Raw genomic sequence first — 23,502 nt, forward strand, 5'->3', positions numbered from 1 at the left:
GGCAATGATGTGGGGGGCGATCTTCATATTTGCGCTGCGTCTGGAAGCCCGTGCTGATGATACGCCGGTGGCAAGCCCCAACGAGCAATCAGTACCCGATTCATCCATGAAACAAGCGGAGCCAACAGCCGGCGCGCTGGAGAATCAGGTGGCGCCCAAGAAGAAAAACACGACCCCCGCGATCTCTGCATCACGGAGACAGATGCGGCGAAGGAGTTGGTGGACAAGCGGCGCCAGGTCGGTGGTCGAATCATTATGGATACGTTCCTGCTGCCGACCGGGGGAAGCGTCGATGTCGGATTGGATGAGATGTTTTCCGGCACCGAGTATTATTTTGGTGCCCTGGATATAGGAGTACCAAAGCCAGTCATACTGGATCGGCCGCAAGTGAGGGCACACCAGGCATCTGATTCCGACCCGATGGTGAAAAAGGGTTTGCTGGGAAAAGACCGAACAATCGTCAATCTTCAGATACCGGATGTTTTGAACGCGCCTTGGACCCAGGCGCACATCTATGTATTTACGTGCCGTGATGGGTCGCCTTTCAAAGTCTCAGATACGACCGCAAGAGTAAGTCCGGCCCTCTATAGCTCAGTCCTCGCGTGCCTTAGCGTCTTCGTGGGCTATCTGATTGCAGCCTTCGCCTTTCGGGAGAAGCGTCCGGAGCGCTGGCAATCCTACTTCGACCCGGTCTCCATGACCGCAGGGCTGGACGGAAAGGCGAGCCTTGGAAAGCTCCAGATTCTGATGTTCTCGCTGATCGTTTTCGGCCTGATCACCTATTTTCTCCTCAAGACGGGCGTTCTAACCGACATTTCGAGCACCGTTCTTATTCTCCTCGGCATTGCCGGGATCGGATCTACCGTGGCGAAGGGCGCCGACATTTCCAGGACCACCATCACGCCGGAAAATCGTGCCTGGCTGTTGCGGAAACAGTGGCTACCGTCAGCCCGCAACCCGGCAGACATTGACGCGCATTGGCGGGATATCTTTACGACCGACGGCGAGTTTGACGTCTACCGATATCAAAGCTTTATCTTCAGCCTGGCGGTGGCTGGAGCTCTCATCATTGGCGGCGTGATCCAACTTTCATCCTTTGAAATTCCGCAGACTTTGCTTGGCATTCTGGGACTGAGCCAAGTCGTATATATCGGCGGTAAACTGGTGACACCGACGACGATGGCGGACCTGAACAAGTCGATTGGTGATCTTCGCGAGGCTGAAAGGAAATTCCGGGCTTCTGCCGTCACGGCTAACAACGGCGTCCTTCCGGCGACGGTTCCGCAAGCAATCGTGCCTGCCAGTCAGACGGCGTACGATGCCTACATGATGCTCGCGACGGATGTTGCCACGCTGTTTACGGCGCAGACAGGCCTAGACGTCGCGCCCGAGAAGCTTCAGCCTTCCTTATAAGGGCGGCTTCGTTTTGGACTCTACGTGCCCTCTAAAGCTATCGTCCATCTGCCTCGAAGAATTCTCACCTATTATCCACCTGCTCGGCTCGCAACAGTTTGCCAGCGGAGAACTTCAAAAAGAACACATCCGACTTTGTCGCACCTCCTGCTGTTGGAGGAATGTAGCAGCGTCGCGCGACATTTCCTCTCGAACCCAAGCCTCAACCGCGGGATCGATCGCCAGCGACCGAATGAACTGCTCTATCTGGCGTTCAAGGGCTCGTCTTTTCGGTCGAGCCCTACCCGGTCGCTCCAAAAGCGAACGCACGCGCTCGAACTCATCAATCGTAATGACGGCGTCGTGCTTGCCGGGATACGTTTGTCCGCCCCACTTTATGATGCCGGCATAAAATGGGTTGCCCAGAATTTGGTAGATTGAGCTAAGCGCGAGCGGCCTGCCGCCTATCCGTCTCTTCCTCGGCGTTAGAAAGCCCCACTCGTCGCGTGCTATCACTGCAATCTGCTTCGCAGTGTACGAGCCCGTGAGCATCAGGTCGAACATTGCGCGCATCAGGGGAAAGTGTGCCGGGTCTTTTACGATCGTCTTCGTGTCGGGATCATTGAGGTATCCAAGGGGCGCCTGGTTGGGTCGCCAACCCTTTTCAATCTTCGTTCTGTTTCCTCTCTTGACGTTGTCCGAAAGCGCATCGGAATAATACTTGGATTGGCCGAACATGATTTGGAGCATGAACTTTCCCTGCGAATTGTTCTCGAATGTGTACGTCGCAAACTTAAGATCGCGGAGCCGGCCACAATCGAGGATGTAGATGAGGCGCCCCCCATCGATCGAATTTCGCGCAAGACGATCCGGTGCCCACGCGATAATCCCGTGAGCCGCCCCGTTCTCGATCTCGGCGAGCATCTCACCGAATTGTGGGCGACCAGGTGCTTTGGCGCTGAACGACTCTTCATAAATTCCGGCGATTTCGATGTCAGACCTGTCGCCGAATGTTCGCTTCAACGTCGTCAATTGCGATTCGATTGAAGCGATCTGTCGATCTTCAGCTTCAGATGATTTCCTGCAATAGATAAAATATCGCATAAGTGCCTAGACTCGCGATTCTAGAATCGAAATCGATTTTGCGCGAATCTGATATCAACAGATCGTGCCAAGTTGTCGTCAATCCGCGAGACGGTGCAATATGCCGCTTCGGCACGAATTCCCCGCCTACGACAATTCAGCTACGTCTATGAGCGCCGTGACTCGCGGCTCGACGCGCATGCGCATCGGCCAGAGTTGAGAGGGCATAAATCAAGGCCGTCATGTCGGGTTACAAACGTAAGCGGCAAGCTGAGGCCGTTCACGCGGCGTGGTTCCATGGCATAAGCGCCTCGATCTGGCTGCTCGGCCAGCCGTTGGCGATGCGCTGAAGCGTGAGGGTGAGCCAGGCGAACGGATCGACGTTGTTCATCTTCGCTGTCTGCAGCAGTGTCGCGATGGTCGCCCAGGTTCGTCCGCCGCCGTCGCTGCCAGCGAAGAGGCTATTCTTTCTCGTAATTGTTTGTGGCCTGATGGCGCGTTCGACGATGTTGGAGTCGAGCTCAATGCGGCCGTCGGTCAGGACGCGCTCGGCGCCAAGCGAACAGCTGCGACGGGTGAATGCCGATCCGGCGGGCGATCGCCGAGACGCTCGCGCCAGGCTCCAGCGCCTCTGTCACAATTTGCGCCTTGAACTCGTCCGACCAGCGTCGGCGAAGCTGCCGCGGCGCTCCCTCAAGACGGTCGGCGACCGCTTCGATCATATGGAAGGTTCTAGTTCCAGAACTAGGCGCAGACATAGAAGCTCACATCGGCTCACAAACTCAGCAGCCGATAGCCGATCGCTTACCATTCCGCCAGACGGGGTTTCTTTGCCGCTTACTTACAAACTCGCCCTAGGCATGGAGCGGACGCAACTCGACATTCCGGCGCGCCTCTGATCCGTTTTGAACTCACGATCAAACTTCCACCGCCGTTGAGAACGGGAGTGGATTACGGATTTTTTCCGGGAAGCAACGAGGCCGCAGGTGCGATGTGCCGACCTGACCGCGATCTGCCCTATTACACGACGCTCGAAACGCGTCTTTATCGAAGCCGCCATGAATACGCTGGACTTCTGTCCGCGTTACGCATCATGCTTTTCGGTTTCTCTGATAGCGGCACAGGCCATCCTATTCAGTCGCTTGCAAAAACTTGCAGACCGAGGTGAAGGCACGTAAGACAGGAGTTGAAGAGATGGCAATCGCTCGCGGTGGGTCATGATTTCCGGGAAAACCACTATCCGTCAAAATGAGCTTATTAATCGTAATCGGATTCGTCCCACGCGAGTCGCGTTGATTGGACCGGGAAAGCATGCCGAAGAGTACTTGTTGCCGGCGCTTCGCCTTGTGAAAGATGTTCGTTTGATTTGCATTTCGTCCCGCTCAGAACAAAAGGCCAAGGATTCGGCGGCGCGTTGGGGCGCCGACGACTGGACGATAGACTGGCGCTCAGTGATTAATCCTCAAACATGCGATGCCGCGATCGTGGCGGCAACTCCGCAGGCACATGCCGAAGTCGTGGCTCAAGCATTGCGTTGCGGAGTAGCGATCTTTGCGGAAAAACCGCCGGCACCGGATACGGTATCGCTTCGTTCATTGATCTCCGCCGAAGGAGCTTCGCGATCGCCGTCATTCGTCGGATTCAACTTCGTCTTTGCACCAACAATTAAGCGGTTTGGAGACCAATGCTCTAAATACGGCGGACCTCGGCTTTTAAAGCTGCGATGCGTTTCAAATAAGCCGACTACAGCAATATGGGGTTACACCTCTTTACCGCAATCCATATTGCTAGCTGTAGGAATCCACGCCCTCAGTATCGCGCTCTCATACATTCCAACCCTACAGTATGAATCCGCGCGTGTCGTCTACATCAATGAGAACCTGATGGCGATTTTGATAACCCTCAAGACTTCCGACGGAAGGATTGCGGAAATTGAATTGGGCAACTATGCAAACAGGTTTATATTAGAGCTTGAAGCTATTACAGATCAGGGCACGGTCATTGGATTAGAAAATTTAACAGAGTTCGAAGTATACGGGTCAGCCCTTTCGAGGCCGAATGGCTCGATCTATGATGCCAAGGAAGTCGTTCGATTTAGCTCAGGTGCTTTGTTGGGTAGCCTGGATCGTGCCGGATATGTATCAGAGTTGTCGAGCTTTACCCGCTCTGTCCGATCCGGTGAACCAAGCGAAATGCCCATCTCGAGGGCGCTCCCCGCTTACGTCATCATTGACAACATTCTTCTTGATACGATGTAATCTCTGCTAGTGCGGTCGAAAAGTTGCTCTACAACAATATGGGTGAAGGATATCGCGAACGATCCGCGTCACCATTTTCGCCTTCAGTTTGCGGGCGCCAGGCGTCTTGTCTCGGCCCAAGTCGTACTTCGTGACGATTGCCCGCTCCGTCGGCTGCCGAATATAGTCAGTCGCAAAATGGAGGCAGGTAAACCCGATTTTAGCAGCGTGCGCTCGGTTCCACGCACCAATCTCTGAAGCGATTACCGATATTTCATTGTCGATGCTTTTGGCTTGGAGAGCCGTCGCTTTTCCGCGTTGAACATAATCTTCCTCCAATACAGTCGGGACAGAGACGTGAATACCGGTGTCCAATGCAGGAAACGCGTCAAGAATATAGTTTGGCGGAGCCTCCTCCTTGAAATCTTGCATGTGTCTGAGCCGAAGGAATTGTGTTGGGCAAAAGATTTTCCGATAAATGTCGTCCGGCGTCGTCAATGCTCCCAACTTACCAATATATAAGATCTCACGCGCACCTGATTTGCAAATCAGCTCAGTAATCTGCCCCGCAATGGATCCCCAAAACGAGAATTTTACACCTAGGAGACTGATACGTCTTGCCCCGCTGACTAACCGTTCTAGAAGATAATATGCATTCTCAATGGGTGTACCCACCTTGGAGGCGCCTAGGCGAAGTAAGTTCTCCCCGACTTCCGATACAAACCCTATGACTACGAGATCTTCTTGAGCTAATCCGACTTCACTAAGCCGGGTCCATTGGACCAGGTTGCGCTCTGCTACTGGATAGCGGTATAAGGCCATACAACGACGCCATTCAACAGTTCTCATTGAAATCACGTGACGGGCTAACAGACCGTAATGCAAAAGGTAATCGAGACCAGGCGTAACCGCGATCCAGAGTCGCTCTGCTCCATTTTCGTTATGACCGCGGAAAAAGCGGGGACGAACGTGATTAACGCGTTTGGATTTCGGTTTGTTGTTTTTTCGAATTTCGCTGTCAATAGTCCAGCGACGAAGAGAAGAAACTCCTAGGAAGTCGTCCGGATAGATCTGGTGCAGCTCGACTTTACCCGCGCGGTTAATAACCTCTCGTATTTCCTTTTCCGGAACTCTTTGCTTGACGTATTCATCGACAGCGTCAGACATCGTATGATCGAGAGGTCGCGCCACCGGGCCGCGTAATTCCTCAGGAAGAAAAGGAAAGTAATTTTCATATCGTTGCGTCCGTTGATCGCGGGACTGCTGGGCTTCAACAGGAGGCGCAGGTCTAACGAGCGAAACAGCATCGACATCCACAATTGTACCTTCTGCCTTTTGCTCGGGATGCAGACCAGCGGACATGATTCGCGCTAGGTACGCCCGTAGGCCAAGAGAGACTGAGAATGTTACCCAGTTGTTTGAGATAGACTTCTGCAATGGGTCGAATAGCCAGCCGCCGTCATCTTGCTGTTGCTGGATCAACCAGTGCAAGGCGGAGACGATTGTCGCGTCGTCCGGAAGCTTAGCACCCCTCAGGAGTGAATAGATTGCATAACCAGTTGCTTCCGGACTGCAGACCATGCCGTGCCAATCGCCCCAGCACCCATCTTTAGTCTGAACACCTTGTAACCATTCCAGCGCGGCATCGATAGCTCTCGAATCGGACTCGACACCTAACCGTATGGGAGCATCCATAAGGGCATGCAGTACGTAGCAAGTGAACGTGGGATCCGCGGGGCGCCCAATGCCGTATCCCCAGCCTCCCTGGACAGCTCGGCCCGCAAGAAGGCGGGAAATCGTCTCTTGTATGTATACTGAGAGATGCTCACTGCGTGGAGCTCTGATCAGGGCTCTTAGCGCCATTGCGGAGCTATAAAAATGCGTATCTCCGAATCTGGCCTGTGGATCGTCCGGGCTAGTCGTCCACCCTTGGCGAAACGTATCCACAAGCCAGTCAAGCGCTCGCCCAATCGCCCGATGCTCCCCTGAAAATGTGCCCGCAAGAGCAATGACAGAATACGCGCTCGCTGGTACGTCGCCGCCAAAAAATGTGCTGCCCCACGATCCATCCAGATTTTGAGAGTCCAGAAGGTAGGTCACCCCTCCTTCGATCACATCCGACGAAATAGGACCGACTGAACCAAGAAGGCTCAGCACTTCCGCAGTGGTCCATGCGTCTGGCGCTGTGCCAGGTTCCTTGCCCCAGCCGCGCAAACTGGAGTCATACTGGTGGAGAAAGAAATCAATGGATCTCCATAGCGCTTTGGACACCCGTTGTTCAAGTTGCCCTTGGGACATGACCTAACTCGCACTTCCTGTATCCGTTATACTGCGGTGACTTGGAGCTAGGGCGTGTAATGAACGTCTTTTGCCGCTAGATACATGCTTACTGCGACCCAAATCTTTTGCGCTCCATCAATCGAGAAGGCATCACCTGTTGCCGCTCGCCTCGCAATATACTCCAAGGCGAGTCGGTCTGCCGTAGACGAAAATCTCTTCGCTTTATGCAAAATGTACAAACCAAATGCTGTACCCTCTATTGACGCGCCACTCTCCAGCCAAGACCCAAATGTGCCGTCTGCGCTGCGAGTAGCCTCCAACCATGAGAGGGCGGGCTCCGTAAGTCTCAATGTGCTCCTCTCTTGCACTCCTAAGAATCCATCGAGCACGTACATGGTAAGCGTTGGTTCGGAAGAGGCATGAGCAGTGAGCCCCCACCCACCATCCTGGTTTTGCATGTTTAAAAGGAAGGTATAGACTTTTTCTGCCGCGGCCCGCCGCTCGTTCCGTATAAAAACTCGCCAGGCATATGCCGAAGCATAAGTATTTCCCTGGTTTGAGCTTATATTGGTGGATACACCACCATCAGACCGTATTTGGCTTTCCAAAAAATCCAAAGCTCGATCACTGCTATGGGTCTTTTCATATCTGCCTTGTAGCGTCCACGCACACCAAGCAGTTGCGGAACAGTCCCAAGGATTTGGATCATTTGGATCCGTCCAGGAGCCATCAGGCCTTTGAAGTCCCTCAAGCCGAGACATGGCGCGGTTCAGACCATCACTATCGTAAAGCTGAGAGCCGGCGGCAGCGAGAACCTCGGCAGATGTCATTGCATTTGGGATTGCTCCCACCTCAGGCGGCCACAAGTCCTCGTGACAGTGTAGTCGAAGGAAATCGAGACAGCGTTTTCGAAGCATAGTCGTGTCGATAATCTCACCGTTCTGCCCCCTTCTTGAACTGTTCAGCCCGTTGTTAGTCATCGCGTTTCGTTCCAATTATACACAGTAGTGGCATATTCGCACGGAAACAGTCCGTGTTATAACCATTTAGACGCAGAAACTAGCTCTCTTCCTCGGACGAAACCAGAGACTACCATCTCGAATGTTCGTCGTCGCGTACATCGCAAATCTGCCTGCCGCCAATCCAGCTGCTTAGTTCTCCCGAAGAACTACACCCATTAAGGAGCGGAGTGGATTACGGATTTCTTCCTTGAAGCACGTCTCACAAGGAGGCCGCGGTGCGATATGGCGACCTGACAGCTATCTCCCTCCTACGGTCTATCCCCAGAGGCACGTAGGCTGGTTTGGTGGAAGACAACACTGATGAGAATAAGAAGTCGAAAATTCCCACGGCATCCGCGGTCTTAGAAGACGGTACTCTTGTGGGAGATGGCGCTCCTTCCGAGGCAGCGTCGAATATTCTTTGCGGTTTATAGCGCCGGGCGATGGACGCTGCAGGATACAATCGATCTCGGTTCCGATGTGCGCCTTGTCCCGTTCTCACCGGAGAATAATCTCATCAAGAATGAGGTCGTTCGTTCTACTTCCTTCTGGACCGATGATTTACGAAGAGGAACTTGTCGCTGACATACGAGAATTCATTCACCGCCACGTTGACCTCGATACGTCGTTTGAGAAAGTGACGACCTATTATGTGATCCTGACGTGGCTATATGATGCCTTCCATGAGTTGCCCTATTTGCTTCCGCGGTGATTACGGAACCGGCAAGACTCGTACGCTGCTAATTCTTGGCTCGCTCTGCTACAAAGGATTTTTTTCGAGTGGCGCTTCAACCGTCTGGACGATCTCCATACACTCGATGCTTTCCGAGGCACGCTCATCTTCGACGAAGCCGATTTCCGCTTCAGCGACGAGAAAGCGGAGATCGTGAAAATCCTCAACAATGAGAATGTTCAGGGCCTGCCGGTACTGCGCACCATGATGAATCGCCAACCAGAGTTCAACCCTCGGGCCTTCCACGTATTCGGCTCCAAAATTGTCGCGACGCGCGGTAGTTACGACGGCAAAGGTCTGGAGAGAGTCGTGCGCTCCGGCAGATTTACAGGTTCACGGCTAGTTCGACATCAAGGGCCTGCGGATCTACTGTTTCACTTGACGTGTTTTGTCGCGTGGTGAAGGCGCCACCTGCGTCCGATGGTTCGCGTATCTCTGTTCGCTGGATGCATGACCAGTTCTGTTCGCGTTTTCGGAAGCGTTGTCGATCGACCATTTCAGATCAACCAGCACGTCCTTAATCCGGTCAATTGACGTTTCTAGCGCCGTAAATCGGCCGTTCGAGTACCACGCCACGGCAACCACCGCGTCTAGAAGCCCTAGGAAATACTCCCAGCCGATATGAACTGTTATTGCCTCCATATACTTTCAAGGTAGCGTGAGACACGTTCCGGCCAAGGCTCGCGAATGTGCCAGACGAGGCACAGCTTCGGGCCTCGCCAGGCTCGCCATGATCTGCGATCGTTGGGGCATGAACGATCCCGCTGTAAGCCGCAACGACCGTGGGCGCGTCGTGCCGACGGTTTCAGAGGTGCTCGAGGATGGAACGATTGTTGAACTCGTATACCGGCCGGAAAATCGAAACACGTCTCTTGCCATGTTCAATGCCGGACGCTGGACGCTGCAAAGCCACGTAGACGTGTCGGAGCGGCACCGGCTCGTCCCATTCTCTCCGAACAACAATCTTATCAAGAACGAGGTTGTGCTTCTGCCATCGGAGCCTCGCATCTACGGCAGTGAGCAACAGCTCGTTTCGGAAATTGCGGAGTTCATACATCGGTACGCGGACCTCAGTCCCTCCTTCGAGAAGGTCGCTTGTTATTACGTCTTGCTGACGTGGCTCTACGATGCATTCAATGACCTGCCGTACCTGCGGCTTCGCGGCGACTTCGGCACGGGCAAGACGCGCATGCTCCTCACTATTGGTTCGCTTTGCTACAAACCGTTCTTCGCGAGCGGCGCTTCGACCGTCTCGCCAATATTCCATACGCTCGATGCTTTCCGCGGAACGCTAATCTTCGATGAGGCCGATTTTCGCTTTAGCGACGAGCGATCAGAAATTGTCAAAATTCTCAACAATGGCAATGTGCGTGGCATGCCGGTGCTGCGCACCATGATGAACCAACAACGGGAGTTCAACCCGCAGGCATTCCATGTGTTTGGTCCCAAGATCGTGGCCACGCGCGGCCTCTATGAAGATCGAGGATTGGAGAGCCGGTTTATCACAGAGGAAACGGGCGCACGGCCGCTTCGGGATGATGTTCCGATCAACCTTCCGGAAACGTTCAAGGAAGAAGCGCGCGAGCTACGCAACAAGCTGCTACTGTATCGTTTTCATAGAAGGCATGATGTCAAGCTCGATCCGACTTTGGCTGATCCAAAGCTCGAACCACGCCTCAACCAGATCATGTTGCCCCTACTCAGCGTCATAGGGGACCCGGGACTGCGTGCCGAACTTCGGAACGCGGCCCATAAGGCTCAAGCCTCGATCGTTGCGGAACGTGGCCTCCTCATGGAAGCCCAGGTGCTCGAAATTCTCGCGGAGTTAATGATTACGACAGACCGCCCGATCGTTCCCGTCGCCGATGTCACCATGGGGCTCATTGAGCGGTACGGCGCCGAGTACGAGCGACCGATCACGAATCGGTGGATTGGCAGCATTTTGAGAAAGAAGCTCAACCTGCAAACCTACAAGAGCCACGGCGTGTATGTAGTTCCCATGAATGAGAGGCAGAAAGTAGAGCTGCTGTGCGGCCGATACGGTGTGAATATCATCACCGACGTCCCGGCGGCAAAGGGGGACGTGGGGACTACGGGGACGTAGTAGCGCACCTCTACAACGAGACAGGGCGAGGAAACGCTTAGGACAGGAGCTTACAATTCCAAGGCACGCAGGGCTCCGTCACGCCCCCATCTCCCCACGTCCACCTCCTCTTCATGTGACGTTGTGCATGCTTCCCAAAGTCACGAGAGGAAATGGCGCACCGCGTGTTCTGCGTCTCATTCGTTCCACGCGGGTACTTTTTCGCGTCTCGAAAGGGATCGTACCGTAGGCGATTATAGTGCGCGTGCCTGTCATCTTACATCTTACTGGCTGGCCGTATCACTATATGCACCACCCTCGCAGATCATGCCTTCGTCCGCTTTGCCGCCGCTGAGGATTCACCCAGGAGGAGCTGGCCTTTTTGATGGGTGTAAAGAGAACCGCCATCGCGCGAATTGAAGGGTCTAAGCGAAGGCCGAGTGTTGATGCGGTATATGCGCGCTCGTCTTCAAGATGTCGCCCTTGCCGTTGTTTCCGAGCCTCATGTCAGAACTACATGAGTTCGTGCTTCAGCGTGCCAATGAACTCTATGAAGAGCTTCAGGGCGATCCGTCCAAGACAGCAATCGTCAAGCTGGACTTTCTTGAACAACGCATTCAGCGATCGGAAACAAAGCCCTTCGATTCGACTGTTGAACTTCGTCGGTACGCGCTCGCGCGCTCTTGCTTGGCATCTATTTGAACACGCGCGGCCTGCGGGTTCGTTTTGTTTGAAGGCCATCTGTCTCCGTTTGATTGGGGTATGCGCGAAATCCGCGGTCCTCGAAAGCATGGGCGTTGCGTCACGCGTATCATCAAGAAGTTCGATCGCTACCTGCCGGACGTTGTCGTTCTTCAAGACACCTCGCCGGAGGGGGCACAGCGCGCACGGCGGATCGCCGACCTCAATGCGGCGATTGCCGAGCTGGCGAAGAGCCGTGGAATTCCGGTCTACCTATATTCTCGAGCGGCTTTCGACTACCTCGGTTGCGTCAATAAACAGGCTCTGGCTGAGGTGATTGCAAAGTACATCCCGGCGCTCGAGCGGTACGTTCCGCCGCCGCGGAAGCCTTGGATGAGCGAGAACGCGCGTATGGGGATCTTTGACGCGGCGGCTTTGGGGCTGAGATTGTTTTACTCAATTAATAGGAGGGACCGGCAGGCGACATAGCCACTCGCCGCTCGTGAGTCAAAATGTCACATTCACGATCAGTTCTCAGCGGCGACTGGCCGTGATTCAATCCTCATCACATCCAGGGAGCACGACTGTGATGGGTGAAGTAGCGGATCGACAACGGGGACAGCTCTGCACCCGGCTCCTGTCCGGGACAACGATCGCGTTCCTCGGTACCGGTAGGAGCTTGAGCAACATCGAATTTCTTGCCTCAACTGGCATCGGTCATTTTATCCTCGTCGACGGCGGCATCGTCGAGCGCGAAAATATTGGCCAGTCCGGCTTCGCGTGCGATGACGTCGGACAACTAAAGGGGGATGTCGTTGCCAATCGTGTCAGGCGCATTAATCCAGATGCGCGGATCGAGACGTTCGCCTGCCGCGACAATGAGCTTGAAGATCTCGACGCCGTCCTTGGAAGTGCCGATCTCGTCATCGACGGAACAGATAATCTGTCCGCAGCAATTCGACTGAGCCGAGCCGCCGTTCAGCTCGGCATCGATGCGTTGCATATCAGGACGGAAGGCGACAATCGGCAATACGTTATCGCGGGCACTTTGCGGAATACTGCGGGGCTCGGCTGCGTGCGGTGCTTTCTCAAGAGCGCGTGCGATCTTCATGAGGCCGGACATCAATCGCCGCCGTTTTTCAATAGTCACCGCATCGTTCCGGAGACCTTGAATGTCAAGGCGGCGTGGGTCGCGCTCGGACTTCTCCACTACCGGGTTGGCTCGACGTTATCCATCGCATCCATTGGGGAGCATTTCACCCAGCTGCCATGCTGGATCGGGTTGAATGGAATTCATGCCGCAAGTGGAGAGATTTTTCCGATCCGGGCCTACCGCGAGCCGCTTCCCGTCGGCTGGCGGTGCCCGGTGTGTGGCACGAGCGCGTGCGCGAAGCCTCCGGTGCAGCGCCCGGAAGACCCTAACCAGGAGCGCGATAGGCAATGAGGAGAAGAATATGGGAACGACAGCTCAACGTCTTTCCGTCTGGGAACCATCACCGATTGGTCCTGACACTTTCCATTGATTGGGGAACCGAACTCGACCAGAGCGATGCGATGGGCAGGCGACTGCCCATCGCAGTGACACCGGGGACGGAGGGATCGATGCCTGTGCAGTTAAAGAATGTATACTGCGGCGGCAACCCGAACCTGGCTTCAATCCGTCAACAGGTTCCCGAACAGAGCAACGGGCGACTGCGCCACCAAAGCGTACTTGGCGATTTCTTCGTGTTCCGGTTCGAGCGCACCGCAGAAAGCTACAACATTTTCATCGAGCAACAGCGAGACTATGGTGGCCGTGCTAGCGATGCGAGTGCCACCCATCGGTTGGGCCTCTGCATGGGACGACCGCGCATCTGCATCTGGCCCGGCAAGGAGCCTCGTGATCTACCGGCAGCCATGTTTCTCGCGATGTTGTGGGCTGAACGCACGTCTCGTTATATCCGCGATGGCAAACCATGGAGCTAAAAGGAGATCATGAGGGGAGCTCTCAGTGGTGGAGATCATTCGATAATTAGAATGGATCATGGCGTCCGGCAGATTCTTTTGAATTCGATTTGCCGACATCCGCCCGAGCACTACGCAATTCTCGCGGGGAGCCTCAGTGATCCGCACCGTGTGACCGATTGCAGACCGATGCCGCCAATGGTTGGGCCCGACGGCCGCTTAAACAGAGGCCCGGGTCACGTTCAGCTCAACGCACCATTTATTGAGTACTACCTCAACATGGAATTGCTTCCCGCAAACAAATACGTTCTCGGCGTGATCCACACGCACCCATCAAACCTGAAGAACCTAACTGGCGGCGTAGCCGGTAGCGGTCAGGGAGACATGCCTTCTATTCGCGCGGCGTTGCAGCGGGCTGCGGAGGCCCAGAAGAACTGGAAGGACTTTTTAGCGCCGATCATCACGATGGATGCGGACGTCGGAGCGCCAACATTTACGGGCTGGATTGTCCGGCTGGGCCAGCCAGCCCCTATTCCTGCTGAGATTGTCTTCGAGGAGGCGAGCCCCGATTTGGCGGCAAAGCACATCCCGATTGAGGAGTGGATGGCTCCATATTTTGCGATCGTCAAACGATTGCGCACAGATCGGTGGTCCTCCGCGGGCCATAAGCGCTGGATGATCAAGAAGATCTATCAATGCATGCGCGCCGACCTCGACGCCAAGGTCAAGAAACATCGGGTGCATCGATGCCCTACGTAGTTGCGATCTCAATTGGCCTGCTGGGGTTGGTAACCATTCGAGACGCTTGCTATTTCGTTGACGCCTACGGGGTAGCGAACTTAAACCTCGAATGGCTCTTAATGCTGGCATTCGGATTTTTCCTTGTTTGGCTTGGGTGGTTCATATTTAAAGAAACGCTCACAAAGACGTACACAATCCGCAAACGGTAGCGCTATGCATGTACGTTAGCAGTCTGCTTGTCCGTCGTCAGATGATTTGAGACTGATCAGGCTTTTTGAGAAGGGAGGCTCTGGCTCATCAGGGGTTAGAGTTTAAGCAGCCTGCAGTTGATGCTGCAAGCGGCGGTTTTGCGATGGTGTCGCGCTTGATGCGTTTTCGCTCTGCGAGGATCGCCTCGGCTCTGCCGAAGTAGACATCGGCGGGTGTGAGGTTGTCGATGCTCTCATGATAGCGAACTTCCCGCGGTGAGCGGTAGCCCAGCCGGGAATGCGGGTGTTCGGAGTTGTAATCCTCCATCCAGTTGTCGATCCGCAGCAGCGCGGTGCGCGCATCAGGGATCGGGTTTACACGAACGTAGTCGCGCTTGAAGGTCTTCACGAATGCCTCGGCCATGCCGTTGCTCTGGGGCTTTCGACCGGCGTGAAGCAAGGCTCAAGGTTCAGGGCCGCGGCAATCTCAAGGGTGCGATAGGCGGCGAAGATGGAGCCATTGTCGGTCAGCCATTGCACCTTGCGAGGAGCCCGGATGTCCTCGAACCGCTGCTCGACACAGTGGATCATCATGTCCCTAATCATCTCGCCGGAGATCCCGGCCGTCGTGGCCACCCAGCTGATGACCTCGCGGTCATGGCTGTCCAGGGCAAAGGCAACCCGCGCGATCTCACCATTCCAGCAGGTGAACTCGAGCGCGTCCGAACACCAGCGCTCGCTTGTCATGATCGTTCCATCATGGGCCCCGTGGGACGCGGCGCCCTGTATGCCGGGCCAGCAACAAGCCGCTCTTCTTCATCAGCCGGAAGACGCGCTTGGCGTTGACCGGGTCGTGGCCGGCGGATCGCCGCTCGCGCTTGAGGAGCGCGGCGATCCGCCGGTATCCATAGCTCGGCCGGCTATCCACCAGGCGCCGGATATCGGAAGTGAGCTCGGCATCCCCGGCGCGGATCTGGGGACCTCGCTTTGGACGCTTCCCGTCCGCTCACTCCACCAGGTTGGAACGGGCCACCCCGAGGGTCTCTGCGATCCGCTTCACGGGGTATCCTCCGGCGCCTGCGATCGCGACAGCAAGGTCGGTTTTTTACCCGTGCAAGGTCAAGAGCCTCCTTGAGGATCTCGACCTCCAGGGTCTTGCGGCCGAGCATGCGTTCGAGGTCTCGAACCCGTTCCTCCAGCCTCCGGACCTCGGACGCGGCGACCCCATCCTCATCCGCCCGCACCGCTTCCTTGCCCCTTTCGCTCATCAGCCGTCTCCATCGGAAGACCAGGCTCGGGGAGAGCCCATGGCGACGGGCAACATAACCCAATGGTTTCGTCGATGAATGTTGCTTGGTGAAGCCGGGACGCGCCGTTGACAAAGCCGTGTTGCACGCGGCCTACCTCCAATATTGCGAAGAGAGAGCTGGCTCCGCAAATTCGGACAGTAGCTTGAGTGGATTTCTGCCTGAGAGCGGCGAGGCTTCTTGCCGCGAATCAGGAGCGAAGATGACGAAGAGGAGTCGCCGGACGCATTCTCCGGCATTCAAGGCAAAGGTGGCTTTGGCGGCCGTGAAGGGGGAGAAGACGTTGGCCGAGCTGGCGCAACTGTTTGATGTCCATCCGAACCAGATCACGACCTGGAAGACCCAACTCCTGGAAGGCGCCGCCGGAGTGTTTGGGCAGGACAAGGGACCGGCCGAGGCGCCGGTCGATTTGAAGGCGTTACATGCCAAGATCGGCGAGCTTGCGTTGGAGAACGATTTTTTGTCCGGCGCGCTCACCAAGGCGGGCCTGCTGAGCGCAAAGCGATGATCGACCGCGACCATGATCTGTCTGTCGTGCGCCAGGCGAAGGTCCTGAACCTTGCCCGCAGTACGGTTTACTATGAACCTCGGCCGGTTTCGGCCGAGGACCTTGTCTTGATGCGCCGGCTCGATGAGCTGCACCTCGATTATCCCTTCGCAGGGGCGCGCATGCTGCGATCGCTGTCGCAGCGTGAGGGCATGCAGGGTGGCCGCCGCCACGTCGCGACGCTGATGAAGCGCATGGGGATCGAGGCGATCTATCGCCGTCCGAACACGAGCAAGCCCGCACCGGGCCACAAGATCTACCCGTACCTATTGCGCGGATTGAAGATCGAGCGGCCGAACCAGGTCTGGGCAATGGACATCAGCTACATTCCGATACGACGTGGATTCGTCTACCTCGCGGCGGTCGTCGATGTGTTCAGCCGACGGGTGTCGGTCCATCGCGTATCGATCACGATGGAGACGATATTCTGCGTCGAAGCGCTCCAGGAGGCGTTGGCGAAGCACGGCAGGCCCGAGATCTTCAACACGGATCAGGGTAGCCAGTTCACCAGCCTCGACTTCACCGGTGTGCTGCTGGACGCGAACATCGCCATCAGCATGGACGGCAAGGGTGCCTGGCGCGACAACGTGTTCGTCGAGCGGCTGTGGCGCACTGTCAAATACGAGGAAGTCTATCTGCGTGCTTACGACAGCGTGCTCGAGGCGCGAGCATCGATTTCCAAATATCTGGCGTTCTACAATCGAGGACGTCCTCACTCGAGCCTTGACGAACGCACGCCCGACGAGGCTTACTTCGGCGCGCAAACGATGGTGACGGCCGCATGATCGTCGCCAACGATTTTACTGCGGCTCTGGTCGGGCTTACGCCCTCCCGACGCCACAGCAAAATCGTAAAGCCCCGCCTTCAGCATAACCGGCAGGAATCCACTTAATTTTCGCGGGGCGCAGTCCAAAAAACCGGGACCAGCTCTGCCTCCGGATCGCAAACGCCGCCCAGATCGCCTATATTGAGGGTGCGATCAGTCGATCGCCCTTGTGGACCGTTGAGGTCCGCAAGGGCGATCGACGATTCCACGAGGCCTTCCAACGCTCGTTAGTGGAGGTGGCTGTTGTGGAAGAGAAGGATCGCAAGAAGGTCGACGCGGCAATCGCGGAGACTTTCTGGCATGGTGTCGAACGGCATCTCGTCCGTGGCGGGTTCACGGGCAGCCAAGCGCAGGAGGTGGTGCACATCATGGCCTACATGATGCCTCAGTACGTGAGGGAGCAGACCGACGCGCTCGGTGACAAGATCGCCAAGCGGTTCACGGAAGAGGTTGGTCGCCTTCGAACGGAGATCGGCAAGGACAATGCGGAATTGCGAGCGACCCTCAGCGACAAGAACAGCGTCCGGATGCAGTGGATCATCGGCATTCTGATCGCTGTGCTTTCGTCCATCGTAACTCTGGTGGTCAGGAGCCTTCTTCACTAGCGCTTCAGTGGCGCGAGCCGTAGGGGCGGTGCGTCAGCACCGCCCCTCTGTCGTTTTCTCGCCGCTCAAGCTGAGCCGGGACGTCCTGCCCCGATCCGAACCTGGGGCGCGGACGCGTCCTATGATTCAATTCCCCGGTGCATCATCAGCAACTGGTCCCTGCTGGAATTCGGTTGCTGATAATGGACGATGGCTGGGCGACGAGCGGACTTGGCGTTGGCTATCGGCCGATACTGACTCCAATCCAGCCCATCAAAATACAGCCACCACAGGCCCTGGTCTTTTGTGTTTCCTCGCGCTGCGCAGAACAGCCGGCTGTCAAACACAGCAAGCGACGGTCCATCGGCTGTGTAAACGGTGGATGAAATTAGTTGATCGGGTGACCATCCATTTTGGTCATCATAGCTGGCATACCAAATATTGTTGTCGTTGCCAGTCCCCTTATGAGCGCAGTATAGCCGGCCGTTATATGCGCAGAGCCCAGGAGCGGCGCCCGTCATCGCATTGGGAATCTGTGTGTACTGGCTCCAAGATCCGCCATCATACGCCATCCACCAAAGGTCGTCCTCGTTTCCTCTGGCGACGCAAAACAGGCGATTGTTGTAGACTGCCAGCGCCGGGCCTGAGGCCGTATAGACTTGAGGAAGCGGGGTGTACTGACTCCAATTGCTGCCATCATAATACATCCACCACATCTGACTATCGCCCGCCCCTCTTGCGAGACAGTGCAGCTGGCCGTTGTAGGATGCCAGTCCCGGACCGAACGCGGAAAAGACGCCGTCCCTGATCTTTGTGTAGGTGCTCCAGGAGCCGTCATAGATCATCCACCAGAGCGCCGCATCGGAACCGGCGCCGCGCGCCACACAGTACAGCTTGTCCTGATGTACCGCGAGGCCAGGGCCATCTTCCGAATAGACCTGGGCCATTTTCGTTTCGTCGTTCCAGGACAAGCCATTGCCGTCGCCTTGCCCGCAAACTGACCACCGCAGCTGACCGTCATCGACGTGAGCATTCTCAGGGAAGGGAATCAGCAGAGTTGGCGCGATCCAGGGAGAAACGAGCTTGACACCTTCGCCCTGGTCTTCCGCTTGAATGATATAATATCGAATCTTCAGGTATAGTTTGATGAGATCCGTGACCCCATCGTCCAGTTCTCCCGGCAGAACACTTACTAGCTTTTGTGCCCACTCGTCGATGTCCTGCAATGCTTGTGTAGCATCCTCGTTCAGGTGCAGGGTGAATCCCCACCAATGCGCGTCGCACGTAACCTCAATGTCATTAAGAGACCATTTCCGCGAAGAATGCTGCTGCATTGTCGCAACTCCCCTATGTCATCATCAAATTGGACGCGTCTACGAGGCAAACCCATCTCACACCCAGAGCGTCAAGTTTAGGGCGACAGGTGTACGGTCTGCATCCTAGCGTTGATTCACCATAGCGTGTGGTCCGATCGATTGCAACCCACCCCCCAGGACACTATTCCGATCCGGCGAGTTCCCCGTCGCGGCCTCAGCAGCAGAACTCAGTTCCGATAATCCGCGCGTATTATCTGCCGCTTAATTAACGGCTGTGTTGTAAGAGCCCCACTGTGAAACAGCCGGCGTCACGAGGGTTGGACTGTGAGGAATTTGACAAGGCCACGATCGCGCGTATTCCGCACCGATTGGTTCAACTGGCGTAGCTCCGCCATAATCGATTCCGGCGGTGCTGATCGCGACCGGCCCGACGGCCGCCGCCGGCGACGAGAGCTGTTTCGCTCGGGCGTCGCGCCTGGCGCAGGTCGACGCAGATGTGTTGCTGGCGATGTCGTACGTCGAATCCCGCTGGCAACCTGAAATCACCAACGGGTCGAATAGTCAGGACAGCTATGATCGCTTCGTTACATCATGCGCCGCATCAACCAGTACCTGTTTCCGGCGTTCACACTGGACGGGATCATTCCGCTTCACGCTCTGATCGTCGTGCAATGGCTAAAGGGCTTTTCTCTGTCTCGGATGATCGAGCGGAATATCGACTATCATCGCAGGACCGGCCGGTCATTCAAGCTGCCGGTCCTCATCCGCGACACGATGGAACTCGTGGAACAGATCGCCCGGTTTCGGGCGCCAAAATATTTGTCCGCCTATGTCGACATTCTAAATGTGCACCTCGTTTCGATAAGACGAGAAGACCTGATCGATAACGATGTCGATATCGGTACGCAGCTTGAGTTCGGCGTTTCTTCGCGGACCTTGCTTTCGCTGATCGAGCTTGGGCTGTCGCGCGTAAGCGCGGTCGCACTCTATGAAAAGATTGCGTGAGATGACCTTAATAAAGAGGATTGCGTCGCTTGGGTGAGAGAACGTGACGCGCAATTTGATGGCATGGACATCCCGGCCATCATCCTTCGGGAGATTCGCGCCAAACTGCTTGCCCGAGGGTCGTTCAGGCGCTGCCACGTCAACATCCTAGCGGAATTAGGAGACTTTGATGACCAAAAAGCCCGTTACTATCGGCCCCTATCACTTCGACAAGAAGGGCGATGCGGCTGCGTTTCTGCAGGCAATCCTTCACAAATATGACGTCGGAGACAAAGTCGGCGCGCAAGATGCCGAAGTACTGCACGCCGCGCTCGCGCTTCACCCGGACGCTGCTGCAAAAGTGGGAGCCGGCATCACGCACTTCAGCGTCAGGAGCGCGGACTTCGGCACGAAATGCTTTTGGGTTAATCGTGTCGATGGCAGCAGCGAGAAGTTTTCATACAAAGCCTGCATCGGCGATTAAGAACTTCCTGGATTCTCGATTCGGGGTGGGGTTAAGGTGACGGCGCGGAACGGTTTTGACGGCGTCCCGTCGATCACAAGCTTGAGATAGATGCGGTAGTTCGGCAGCTGCAAGAGATCCATCTCCTCGAATCTATGATGGAATTCTCGGACCAGGTACGGAGTATCCTCGGCACCAACTCGGAAGGAAATGATGGAACCGGCATTTCCAATGATCGCGTGGCGCACGTCCGGGTCGAGCTGGTGCAGGTATTGGTGGGCGACCGTGAAGCCGACGCGATATTTGCGTAACTCCGCGAACATGTTTGCCAAGGCCAGTGTCGTGAAGGTCTGGAACTCATCCACGTACACGAAGAAATCTTGCCGGTCGGAAGGCGGGAGTTCGGCTCGCGTGAGTGCTGCGAGTCCTATTGTCGTAACCAGCAATCCTCCCAAAAGCGATGCGCTATCTTCCCCGATCTGACCTTTGGCAAGATTGACCAAAAGAACTTTGCCTTGATCCATGATTTTCCGAATGTGAAGGTCCTGCTCTGACGCGGTGAGTAGCCGGTTGAGGAGCGGGTCCGAAAGAAAGGCTCCAACCTTGTTCTGAATAGGGGCGGTGCCGTCTGCCCGGTAGCCAAATGAAAACCGATCGAACTCCTTCAATGAGAACGTACGGACGGTCTCATTTTTTAACCTTCGCGCAATCTCCGTACGGAACTTCCGGTCAGACAAGATGTGCAGCACGTCATGCATCGTTGCGTGTGGCTGCTCCAGGAGGGCCATAAGCACGTTTCGCAAGATGTGTTCCATGCGCACGCCCCAGGCATCAGGCCACATCTTCTTGAACACTTCCATCATCCCCGACGAGGCAAGCGCAATATATCCCTCCCTAACGTGACGAAGTGGGTTGTAGCCGAAAGGCTGGGTGGGATCGGGGACATTCAGATAGATAACATCGTCTCGGCGCGTCGCTGGCACATGCGCGTTAATACGCTCGACGAGATCGCCGTGCGGGTCGATGAGGGCAAGACCACGGCCGTGTTCGAGGTCCTGCAGCGCCATCGTCTCTAGCAGCGTCGATTTCCCGGTCCCGGTTTTTCCGATGATGTAGATGTGCAAAAGGCGATCTTCGTTTTTGATTTCCGACAACGCGTTCATCATGACGAAAATCAACGCGTGCAAAATGCGTAACATTCTCTGTCGACATAGGTCGCAGACATCGTCGCGCATAGCTTGAGAGCGCGCTAGGTGGGAGACGGTGCCAAAAGTATCCCGAGATTGGCATGTGACGCGCCGGCACAATCCCGTGTCTCCACTAATTTCTTATTACGGGCGAACATCATTCAAGAGTTTGATCTTTCGACATCTCCCCGCAATCGAGCACCCGAATGGTTCGGATGCCCGTAGCGAGGAGAACGGTATGTCGACATTTGTTCTTTCCAATAAGGCAGTAAAGCTAATGAAGCTCTGCGATCTCAAAGGCTTTGAAAGCCTCGACGATCTTCTTTTATTAGCAGCTTTCACGGACAGTGTGTGTCCCGCCATCTGCATGACGGAGGGATGCGACTACACGGCGGACATGGAACCCGACCAAGACGAGGGTTTCTGCGAGGCGTGTGGCGGCAACACCGTCACATCGGCGCTTGTACTCGCCGGTCTCATTTGAGGTGCGGCCATGAGTAAGAACCGCATTCGCGAACTCAACGACGCCTTCCGCCGCACGTTTCGCGGGGGCAGGGTCATGATGACATCAGGCGTTTACGAACTGCCTGACTGTGTGAAAGCCGAGGCGCTCCTTCAAGTGACGAAATTCTCGGAATTCACAGCGGACAACGATCCGCATGCCGAACACGATTTTGGGAGCTTCGACCTAGTGGGGCGCAAGTTCTTTTGGAAGATCGACTACTACGACAAGGATCTGGTGAATGGTTCGGAAGATCCTAGCGATCCGGAACGCACGATGCGAGTGCTCACGCTCATGCTCGCCGCGGAGTACTGATGCCGACCAGGAGAATCACCTTCGATCCCGAAGGGCCACTGTGGGATATCCTCTATGGTGAACGCTACCGCACCTGGCCGTGTCCTTTCTGCAGCGTTGAATTTGACGAACGCAGCAGTAAGGGAGTGGCGTGGGTCTCAAAGCACGGCATCTTGTGTTGCTCCGAGATTTGCGCCCGGCTTCATGTACCTCGTGAGGAGTCGCGCTTCCGCATCATCAACGACTAGCTCGTTGTTCTTTCCAGCCCCGCCGGTGGCGGGGCTCTCTTGGGAAGTCGACCAAGAGAGGGGTACCGCGTCAGATCATTGCTGCGACACCCTTCGGGTATCTTTGTTTTGCTTCTTGCAGCGATGGCCTCATAACATCAAGAATACCGTTTGCGGATTGTGTACGTCTTTGCGAGCGTTTCTTTAAATATGAACCACCCCAGCCAAACTAGGAACAATCCGACTGCCAGCATTAAGAGCCATTGTGCCGTGACGGCTCGCCATTCAAAGTCTCCGATGCAACCGCATGATGGATAAGGTCGATCCAACCCGGCAAAAGCCTCGCGGCCTCGACGCCGGTCATGTGCATCGCGCCCGGCGATGGAACGATGTGAGGCAGAACGGGCGGCGAATCTCGAACCGATCCAGTTCCTTGAGTTGGAAATCAGTACGGATCGCTGCAAACAAAGATCTGATCGAAGGCGGTGTCCGCGCCGGTTTCCGTATCATAGAACGCGAACTCAATGCGCGCTCCAAACGGACACATTTGGCAGGGGCAAGCTCTGAAGCTGGTAACCGAGCGCTTGACGATTCCCCCGAAACTTGCGCGCGCAGTTCCTCAAGAGGAATCTCCGCCGTTAATTCGAATAACTTGTTCCGCCAAACCAGCGGCCACCGGCCATCCTGGGGGCCCCCTGTTTTGATGGGAACGTCCTCAGATGTTGATCACGCGTTGTGCTCGTTGTCGGATGTTTGACAATGTCGGACATGAAGCGCGGCGACTTAAGACTAATCGCGTTGTTCGAAAAGCACTTTCGCTCTGGCATGGCCTTTGCTGCGTCGTGTGCAGCCGCTCGGTGGCAACTGCATGGTGAATCACTCATGACAAAGCTCACCGAATA

The 23,502-nt window shown here is 55.7% G+C and carries 20 protein-coding genes and 5 pseudogenes; 13 read left to right on the forward strand and 12 right to left on the reverse strand.

Annotated elements, in window-relative coordinates; all coding sequences use genetic code 11:
- The first annotated feature begins 219 nt into the window (after positions 1-219).
- Complete coding sequence (locus G6P99_RS44505; protein WP_165126600.1) at positions 220-1,413, forward strand: hypothetical protein; 1,194 nt, start codon at positions 220-222, stop codon at positions 1,411-1,413.
- A gap of 114 nt (positions 1,414-1,527) precedes the next feature.
- Here the strand turns inward: G6P99_RS44505 and G6P99_RS44510 are convergent, their stop codons facing one another.
- From G6P99_RS44510 to G6P99_RS44520, 3 genes and pseudogenes are all read right to left on the reverse strand, one after another.
- Positions 1,528-2,496, reverse strand: coding sequence for a recombinase family protein (locus G6P99_RS44510; RefSeq protein WP_165126603.1), 969 nt, complete (start codon positions 2,494-2,496; stop codon positions 1,528-1,530).
- Between the two features lie 259 nt (positions 2,497-2,755).
- Positions 2,756-3,025 (reverse strand): annotated as a pseudogene (locus tag G6P99_RS44515) (transposase domain-containing protein); the annotation flags it as partial.
- Positions 3,024-3,197: pseudogene (locus tag G6P99_RS44520) on the reverse strand (transposase); the annotation flags it as partial. The pseudogenes G6P99_RS44515 and G6P99_RS44520, both read right to left, overlap by 2 nt.
- Before the next feature lie 495 nt (positions 3,198-3,692).
- Here G6P99_RS44520 and G6P99_RS44525 point away from each other — a divergent pair.
- Positions 3,693-4,733 (forward strand): Gfo/Idh/MocA family protein, encoded by a 1,041-nt coding sequence (locus G6P99_RS44525; protein WP_165126606.1) that lies wholly within the window; start codon positions 3,693-3,695, stop codon positions 4,731-4,733.
- Positions 4,734-4,739: 6 nt separating this feature from the next.
- Here the strand turns inward: G6P99_RS44525 and G6P99_RS44530 are convergent, their stop codons facing one another.
- Complete coding sequence (locus G6P99_RS44530; protein WP_165126609.1) at positions 4,740-7,010, reverse strand: prenyltransferase/squalene oxidase repeat-containing protein; 2,271 nt, start codon at positions 7,008-7,010, stop codon at positions 4,740-4,742.
- A gap of 1,743 nt (positions 7,011-8,753) precedes the next feature.
- Positions 8,754-8,972, reverse strand: a complete 219-nt coding sequence (locus G6P99_RS44535; RefSeq protein WP_165126615.1) for a hypothetical protein — start codon at positions 8,970-8,972, stop codon at positions 8,754-8,756.
- 505 nt (positions 8,973-9,477) lie between these two features.
- On the opposite strand from G6P99_RS44535, the gene G6P99_RS44540 reads away from it, so the two are divergent.
- The 5 genes from G6P99_RS44540 to G6P99_RS44560 all read left to right on the forward strand — a co-directional run bounded on the left by G6P99_RS44540 (position 9,478) and on the right by G6P99_RS44560 (position 14,193).
- The gene (locus G6P99_RS44540; RefSeq protein WP_165126618.1) at positions 9,478-10,830 is read left to right on the forward strand and encodes a hypothetical protein; all 1,353 of its coding nucleotides are present in this window, start codon (positions 9,478-9,480) and stop codon (positions 10,828-10,830) included.
- Positions 10,831-11,571: 741 nt separating this feature from the next.
- Positions 11,572-11,979, forward strand: coding sequence for a hypothetical protein (locus G6P99_RS44545; protein WP_246709421.1), 408 nt, complete (start codon positions 11,572-11,574; stop codon positions 11,977-11,979).
- Between the two features lie 190 nt (positions 11,980-12,169).
- On the forward strand, positions 12,170-12,934 hold the full coding sequence (locus G6P99_RS44550) for a HesA/MoeB/ThiF family protein (protein ID WP_165126624.1): 765 nt from the start codon (positions 12,170-12,172) through the stop codon (positions 12,932-12,934).
- Positions 12,935-12,990: 56 nt separating this feature from the next.
- Positions 12,991-13,455 (forward strand): hypothetical protein, encoded by a 465-nt coding sequence (locus tag G6P99_RS44555; protein ID WP_165126627.1) that lies wholly within the window; start codon positions 12,991-12,993, stop codon positions 13,453-13,455.
- A 51-nt stretch (positions 13,456-13,506) separates the two neighbouring features.
- On the forward strand, positions 13,507-14,193 hold the full coding sequence (locus G6P99_RS44560) for a hypothetical protein (protein WP_165126630.1): 687 nt from the start codon (positions 13,507-13,509) through the stop codon (positions 14,191-14,193).
- A gap of 293 nt (positions 14,194-14,486) precedes the next feature.
- Here G6P99_RS44560 and G6P99_RS44565 read toward each other — a convergent pair.
- From G6P99_RS44565 to G6P99_RS47895, 5 genes and pseudogenes are all read right to left on the reverse strand, one after another.
- A pseudogene (locus G6P99_RS44565) lies at positions 14,487-14,628 on the reverse strand (IS3 family transposase); the annotation flags it as partial.
- Positions 14,629-14,697: 69 nt separating this feature from the next.
- Positions 14,698-14,787: pseudogene (locus G6P99_RS44570) on the reverse strand (hypothetical protein); the annotation flags it as partial.
- A complete protein-coding gene (locus tag G6P99_RS44575; protein ID WP_165126633.1) occupies positions 14,769-15,110 on the reverse strand; it encodes a DDE-type integrase/transposase/recombinase in 342 nt (113 codons plus the stop codon). The pseudogene G6P99_RS44570 and the gene G6P99_RS44575, both read right to left, overlap by 19 nt.
- 10 nt (positions 15,111-15,120) lie before the next feature.
- Positions 15,121-15,291: an IS3 family transposase gene (locus tag G6P99_RS47890; protein ID WP_165126636.1), complete on the reverse strand. Its 171-nt coding sequence runs from the start codon at positions 15,289-15,291 to the stop codon at positions 15,121-15,123.
- Between the two features lie 87 nt (positions 15,292-15,378).
- Positions 15,379-15,694, reverse strand: a pseudogene (locus G6P99_RS47895) (transposase); the annotation flags it as partial.
- A 178-nt stretch (positions 15,695-15,872) separates the two neighbouring features.
- On the opposite strand from G6P99_RS47895, the gene G6P99_RS44580 reads away from it, so the two are divergent.
- Positions 15,873-17,002, forward strand: a protein-coding gene (locus tag G6P99_RS44580; RefSeq protein WP_165129200.1) for an IS3 family transposase whose coding sequence is annotated in 2 segments (ribosomal slippage) — positions 15,873-16,125 and positions 16,125-17,002 — 1,131 coding nt in all. Because the reading frame shifts where the segments join, the coding sequence is not laid out codon by codon here.
- Between the two features lie 286 nt (positions 17,003-17,288).
- Positions 17,289-17,648, forward strand: coding sequence for a hypothetical protein (locus G6P99_RS44585; RefSeq protein WP_334261886.1), 360 nt, complete (start codon positions 17,289-17,291; stop codon positions 17,646-17,648).
- Positions 17,649-17,767: 119 nt separating this feature from the next.
- Here the strand turns inward: G6P99_RS44585 and G6P99_RS44590 are convergent, their stop codons facing one another.
- Positions 17,768-18,961: a hypothetical protein gene (locus G6P99_RS44590; RefSeq protein WP_165126645.1), complete on the reverse strand. Its 1,194-nt coding sequence runs from the start codon at positions 18,959-18,961 to the stop codon at positions 17,768-17,770.
- A gap of 573 nt (positions 18,962-19,534) precedes the next feature.
- Between G6P99_RS44590 and G6P99_RS44595 the strand changes: the two genes are divergently transcribed.
- Positions 19,535-19,948 (forward strand): hypothetical protein, encoded by a 414-nt coding sequence (locus G6P99_RS44595; RefSeq protein WP_246709422.1) that lies wholly within the window; start codon positions 19,535-19,537, stop codon positions 19,946-19,948.
- Positions 19,949-20,117: 169 nt separating this feature from the next.
- On the forward strand, positions 20,118-20,411 hold the full coding sequence (locus G6P99_RS44600; protein WP_165126648.1) for a DCL family protein: 294 nt from the start codon (positions 20,118-20,120) through the stop codon (positions 20,409-20,411).
- Here the strand turns inward: G6P99_RS44600 and G6P99_RS44605 are convergent.
- On the reverse strand, positions 20,408-21,589 hold the full coding sequence (locus G6P99_RS44605; RefSeq protein WP_334261887.1) for a type IV secretory system conjugative DNA transfer family protein: 1,182 nt from the start codon (positions 21,587-21,589) through the stop codon (positions 20,408-20,410). The genes G6P99_RS44600 and G6P99_RS44605 overlap by 4 nt on opposite strands.
- Positions 21,590-21,815: 226 nt before the next feature.
- Here G6P99_RS44605 and G6P99_RS44610 point away from each other — a divergent pair, with 226 nt between their 5' ends.
- Both G6P99_RS44610 and G6P99_RS44615 read left to right on the forward strand, forming a co-directional pair.
- Positions 21,816-22,061 carry a hypothetical protein gene (locus G6P99_RS44610; RefSeq protein ID WP_165126654.1) on the forward strand — a complete coding sequence of 82 codons (246 nt, stop codon included), beginning with the start codon at positions 21,816-21,818 and terminating at the stop codon, positions 22,059-22,061.
- 9 nt (positions 22,062-22,070) lie between these two features.
- A complete protein-coding gene (locus G6P99_RS44615) occupies positions 22,071-22,394 on the forward strand; it encodes a DUF3768 domain-containing protein (RefSeq protein ID WP_165126657.1) in 324 nt (107 codons plus the stop codon).
- The last annotated feature ends 1,108 nt before the right edge of the window (positions 22,395-23,502 follow it).

This window comes from Bradyrhizobium sp. 6(2017) (genome assembly GCF_011058295.2).
GTDB classification, from domain to species: domain Bacteria; phylum Pseudomonadota; class Alphaproteobacteria; order Rhizobiales; family Xanthobacteraceae; genus Bradyrhizobium; species Bradyrhizobium septentrionale.

Bases quoted from the DNA above. Each gene is read 5' to 3' on its own strand.
- G6P99_RS44510 (WP_165126603.1), bottom strand. From the start codon at position 2,496: ATGCGATATTTTATCTATTGCAGGAAATCATCTGAAGCTGAAGATCGA.
- G6P99_RS44525 (WP_165126606.1), top strand. From the start codon at position 3,693: ATGATTTCCGGGAAAACCACTATCCGTCAAAATGAGCTTATTAATCGT.
- G6P99_RS44530 (WP_165126609.1), bottom strand. From the start codon at position 7,010: ATGTCCCAAGGGCAACTTGAACAACGGGTGTCCAAAGCGCTATGGAGA.
- G6P99_RS44540 (WP_165126618.1), top strand. From the start codon at position 9,478: ATGAACGATCCCGCTGTAAGCCGCAACGACCGTGGGCGCGTCGTGCCG.
- G6P99_RS44545 (WP_246709421.1), top strand. From the start codon at position 11,572: ATGCGCGAAATCCGCGGTCCTCGAAAGCATGGGCGTTGCGTCACGCGT.
- G6P99_RS44560 (WP_165126630.1), top strand. From the start codon at position 13,507: ATGGATCATGGCGTCCGGCAGATTCTTTTGAATTCGATTTGCCGACAT.
- G6P99_RS44575 (WP_165126633.1), bottom strand. From the start codon at position 15,110: ATGACAAGCGAGCGCTGGTGTTCGGACGCGCTCGAGTTCACCTGCTGG.
- G6P99_RS44590 (WP_165126645.1), bottom strand. From the start codon at position 18,961: ATGCAGCAGCATTCTTCGCGGAAATGGTCTCTTAATGACATTGAGGTT.
- G6P99_RS44595 (WP_246709422.1), top strand. From the start codon at position 19,535: ATGCGCCGCATCAACCAGTACCTGTTTCCGGCGTTCACACTGGACGGG.
- G6P99_RS44600 (WP_165126648.1), top strand. From the start codon at position 20,118: ATGACCAAAAAGCCCGTTACTATCGGCCCCTATCACTTCGACAAGAAG.
- G6P99_RS44605 (WP_334261887.1), bottom strand. From the start codon at position 21,589: ATGTTACGCATTTTGCACGCGTTGATTTTCGTCATGATGAACGCGTTG.
- G6P99_RS44610 (WP_165126654.1), top strand. From the start codon at position 21,816: ATGTCGACATTTGTTCTTTCCAATAAGGCAGTAAAGCTAATGAAGCTC.
- G6P99_RS44615 (WP_165126657.1), top strand. From the start codon at position 22,071: ATGAGTAAGAACCGCATTCGCGAACTCAACGACGCCTTCCGCCGCACG.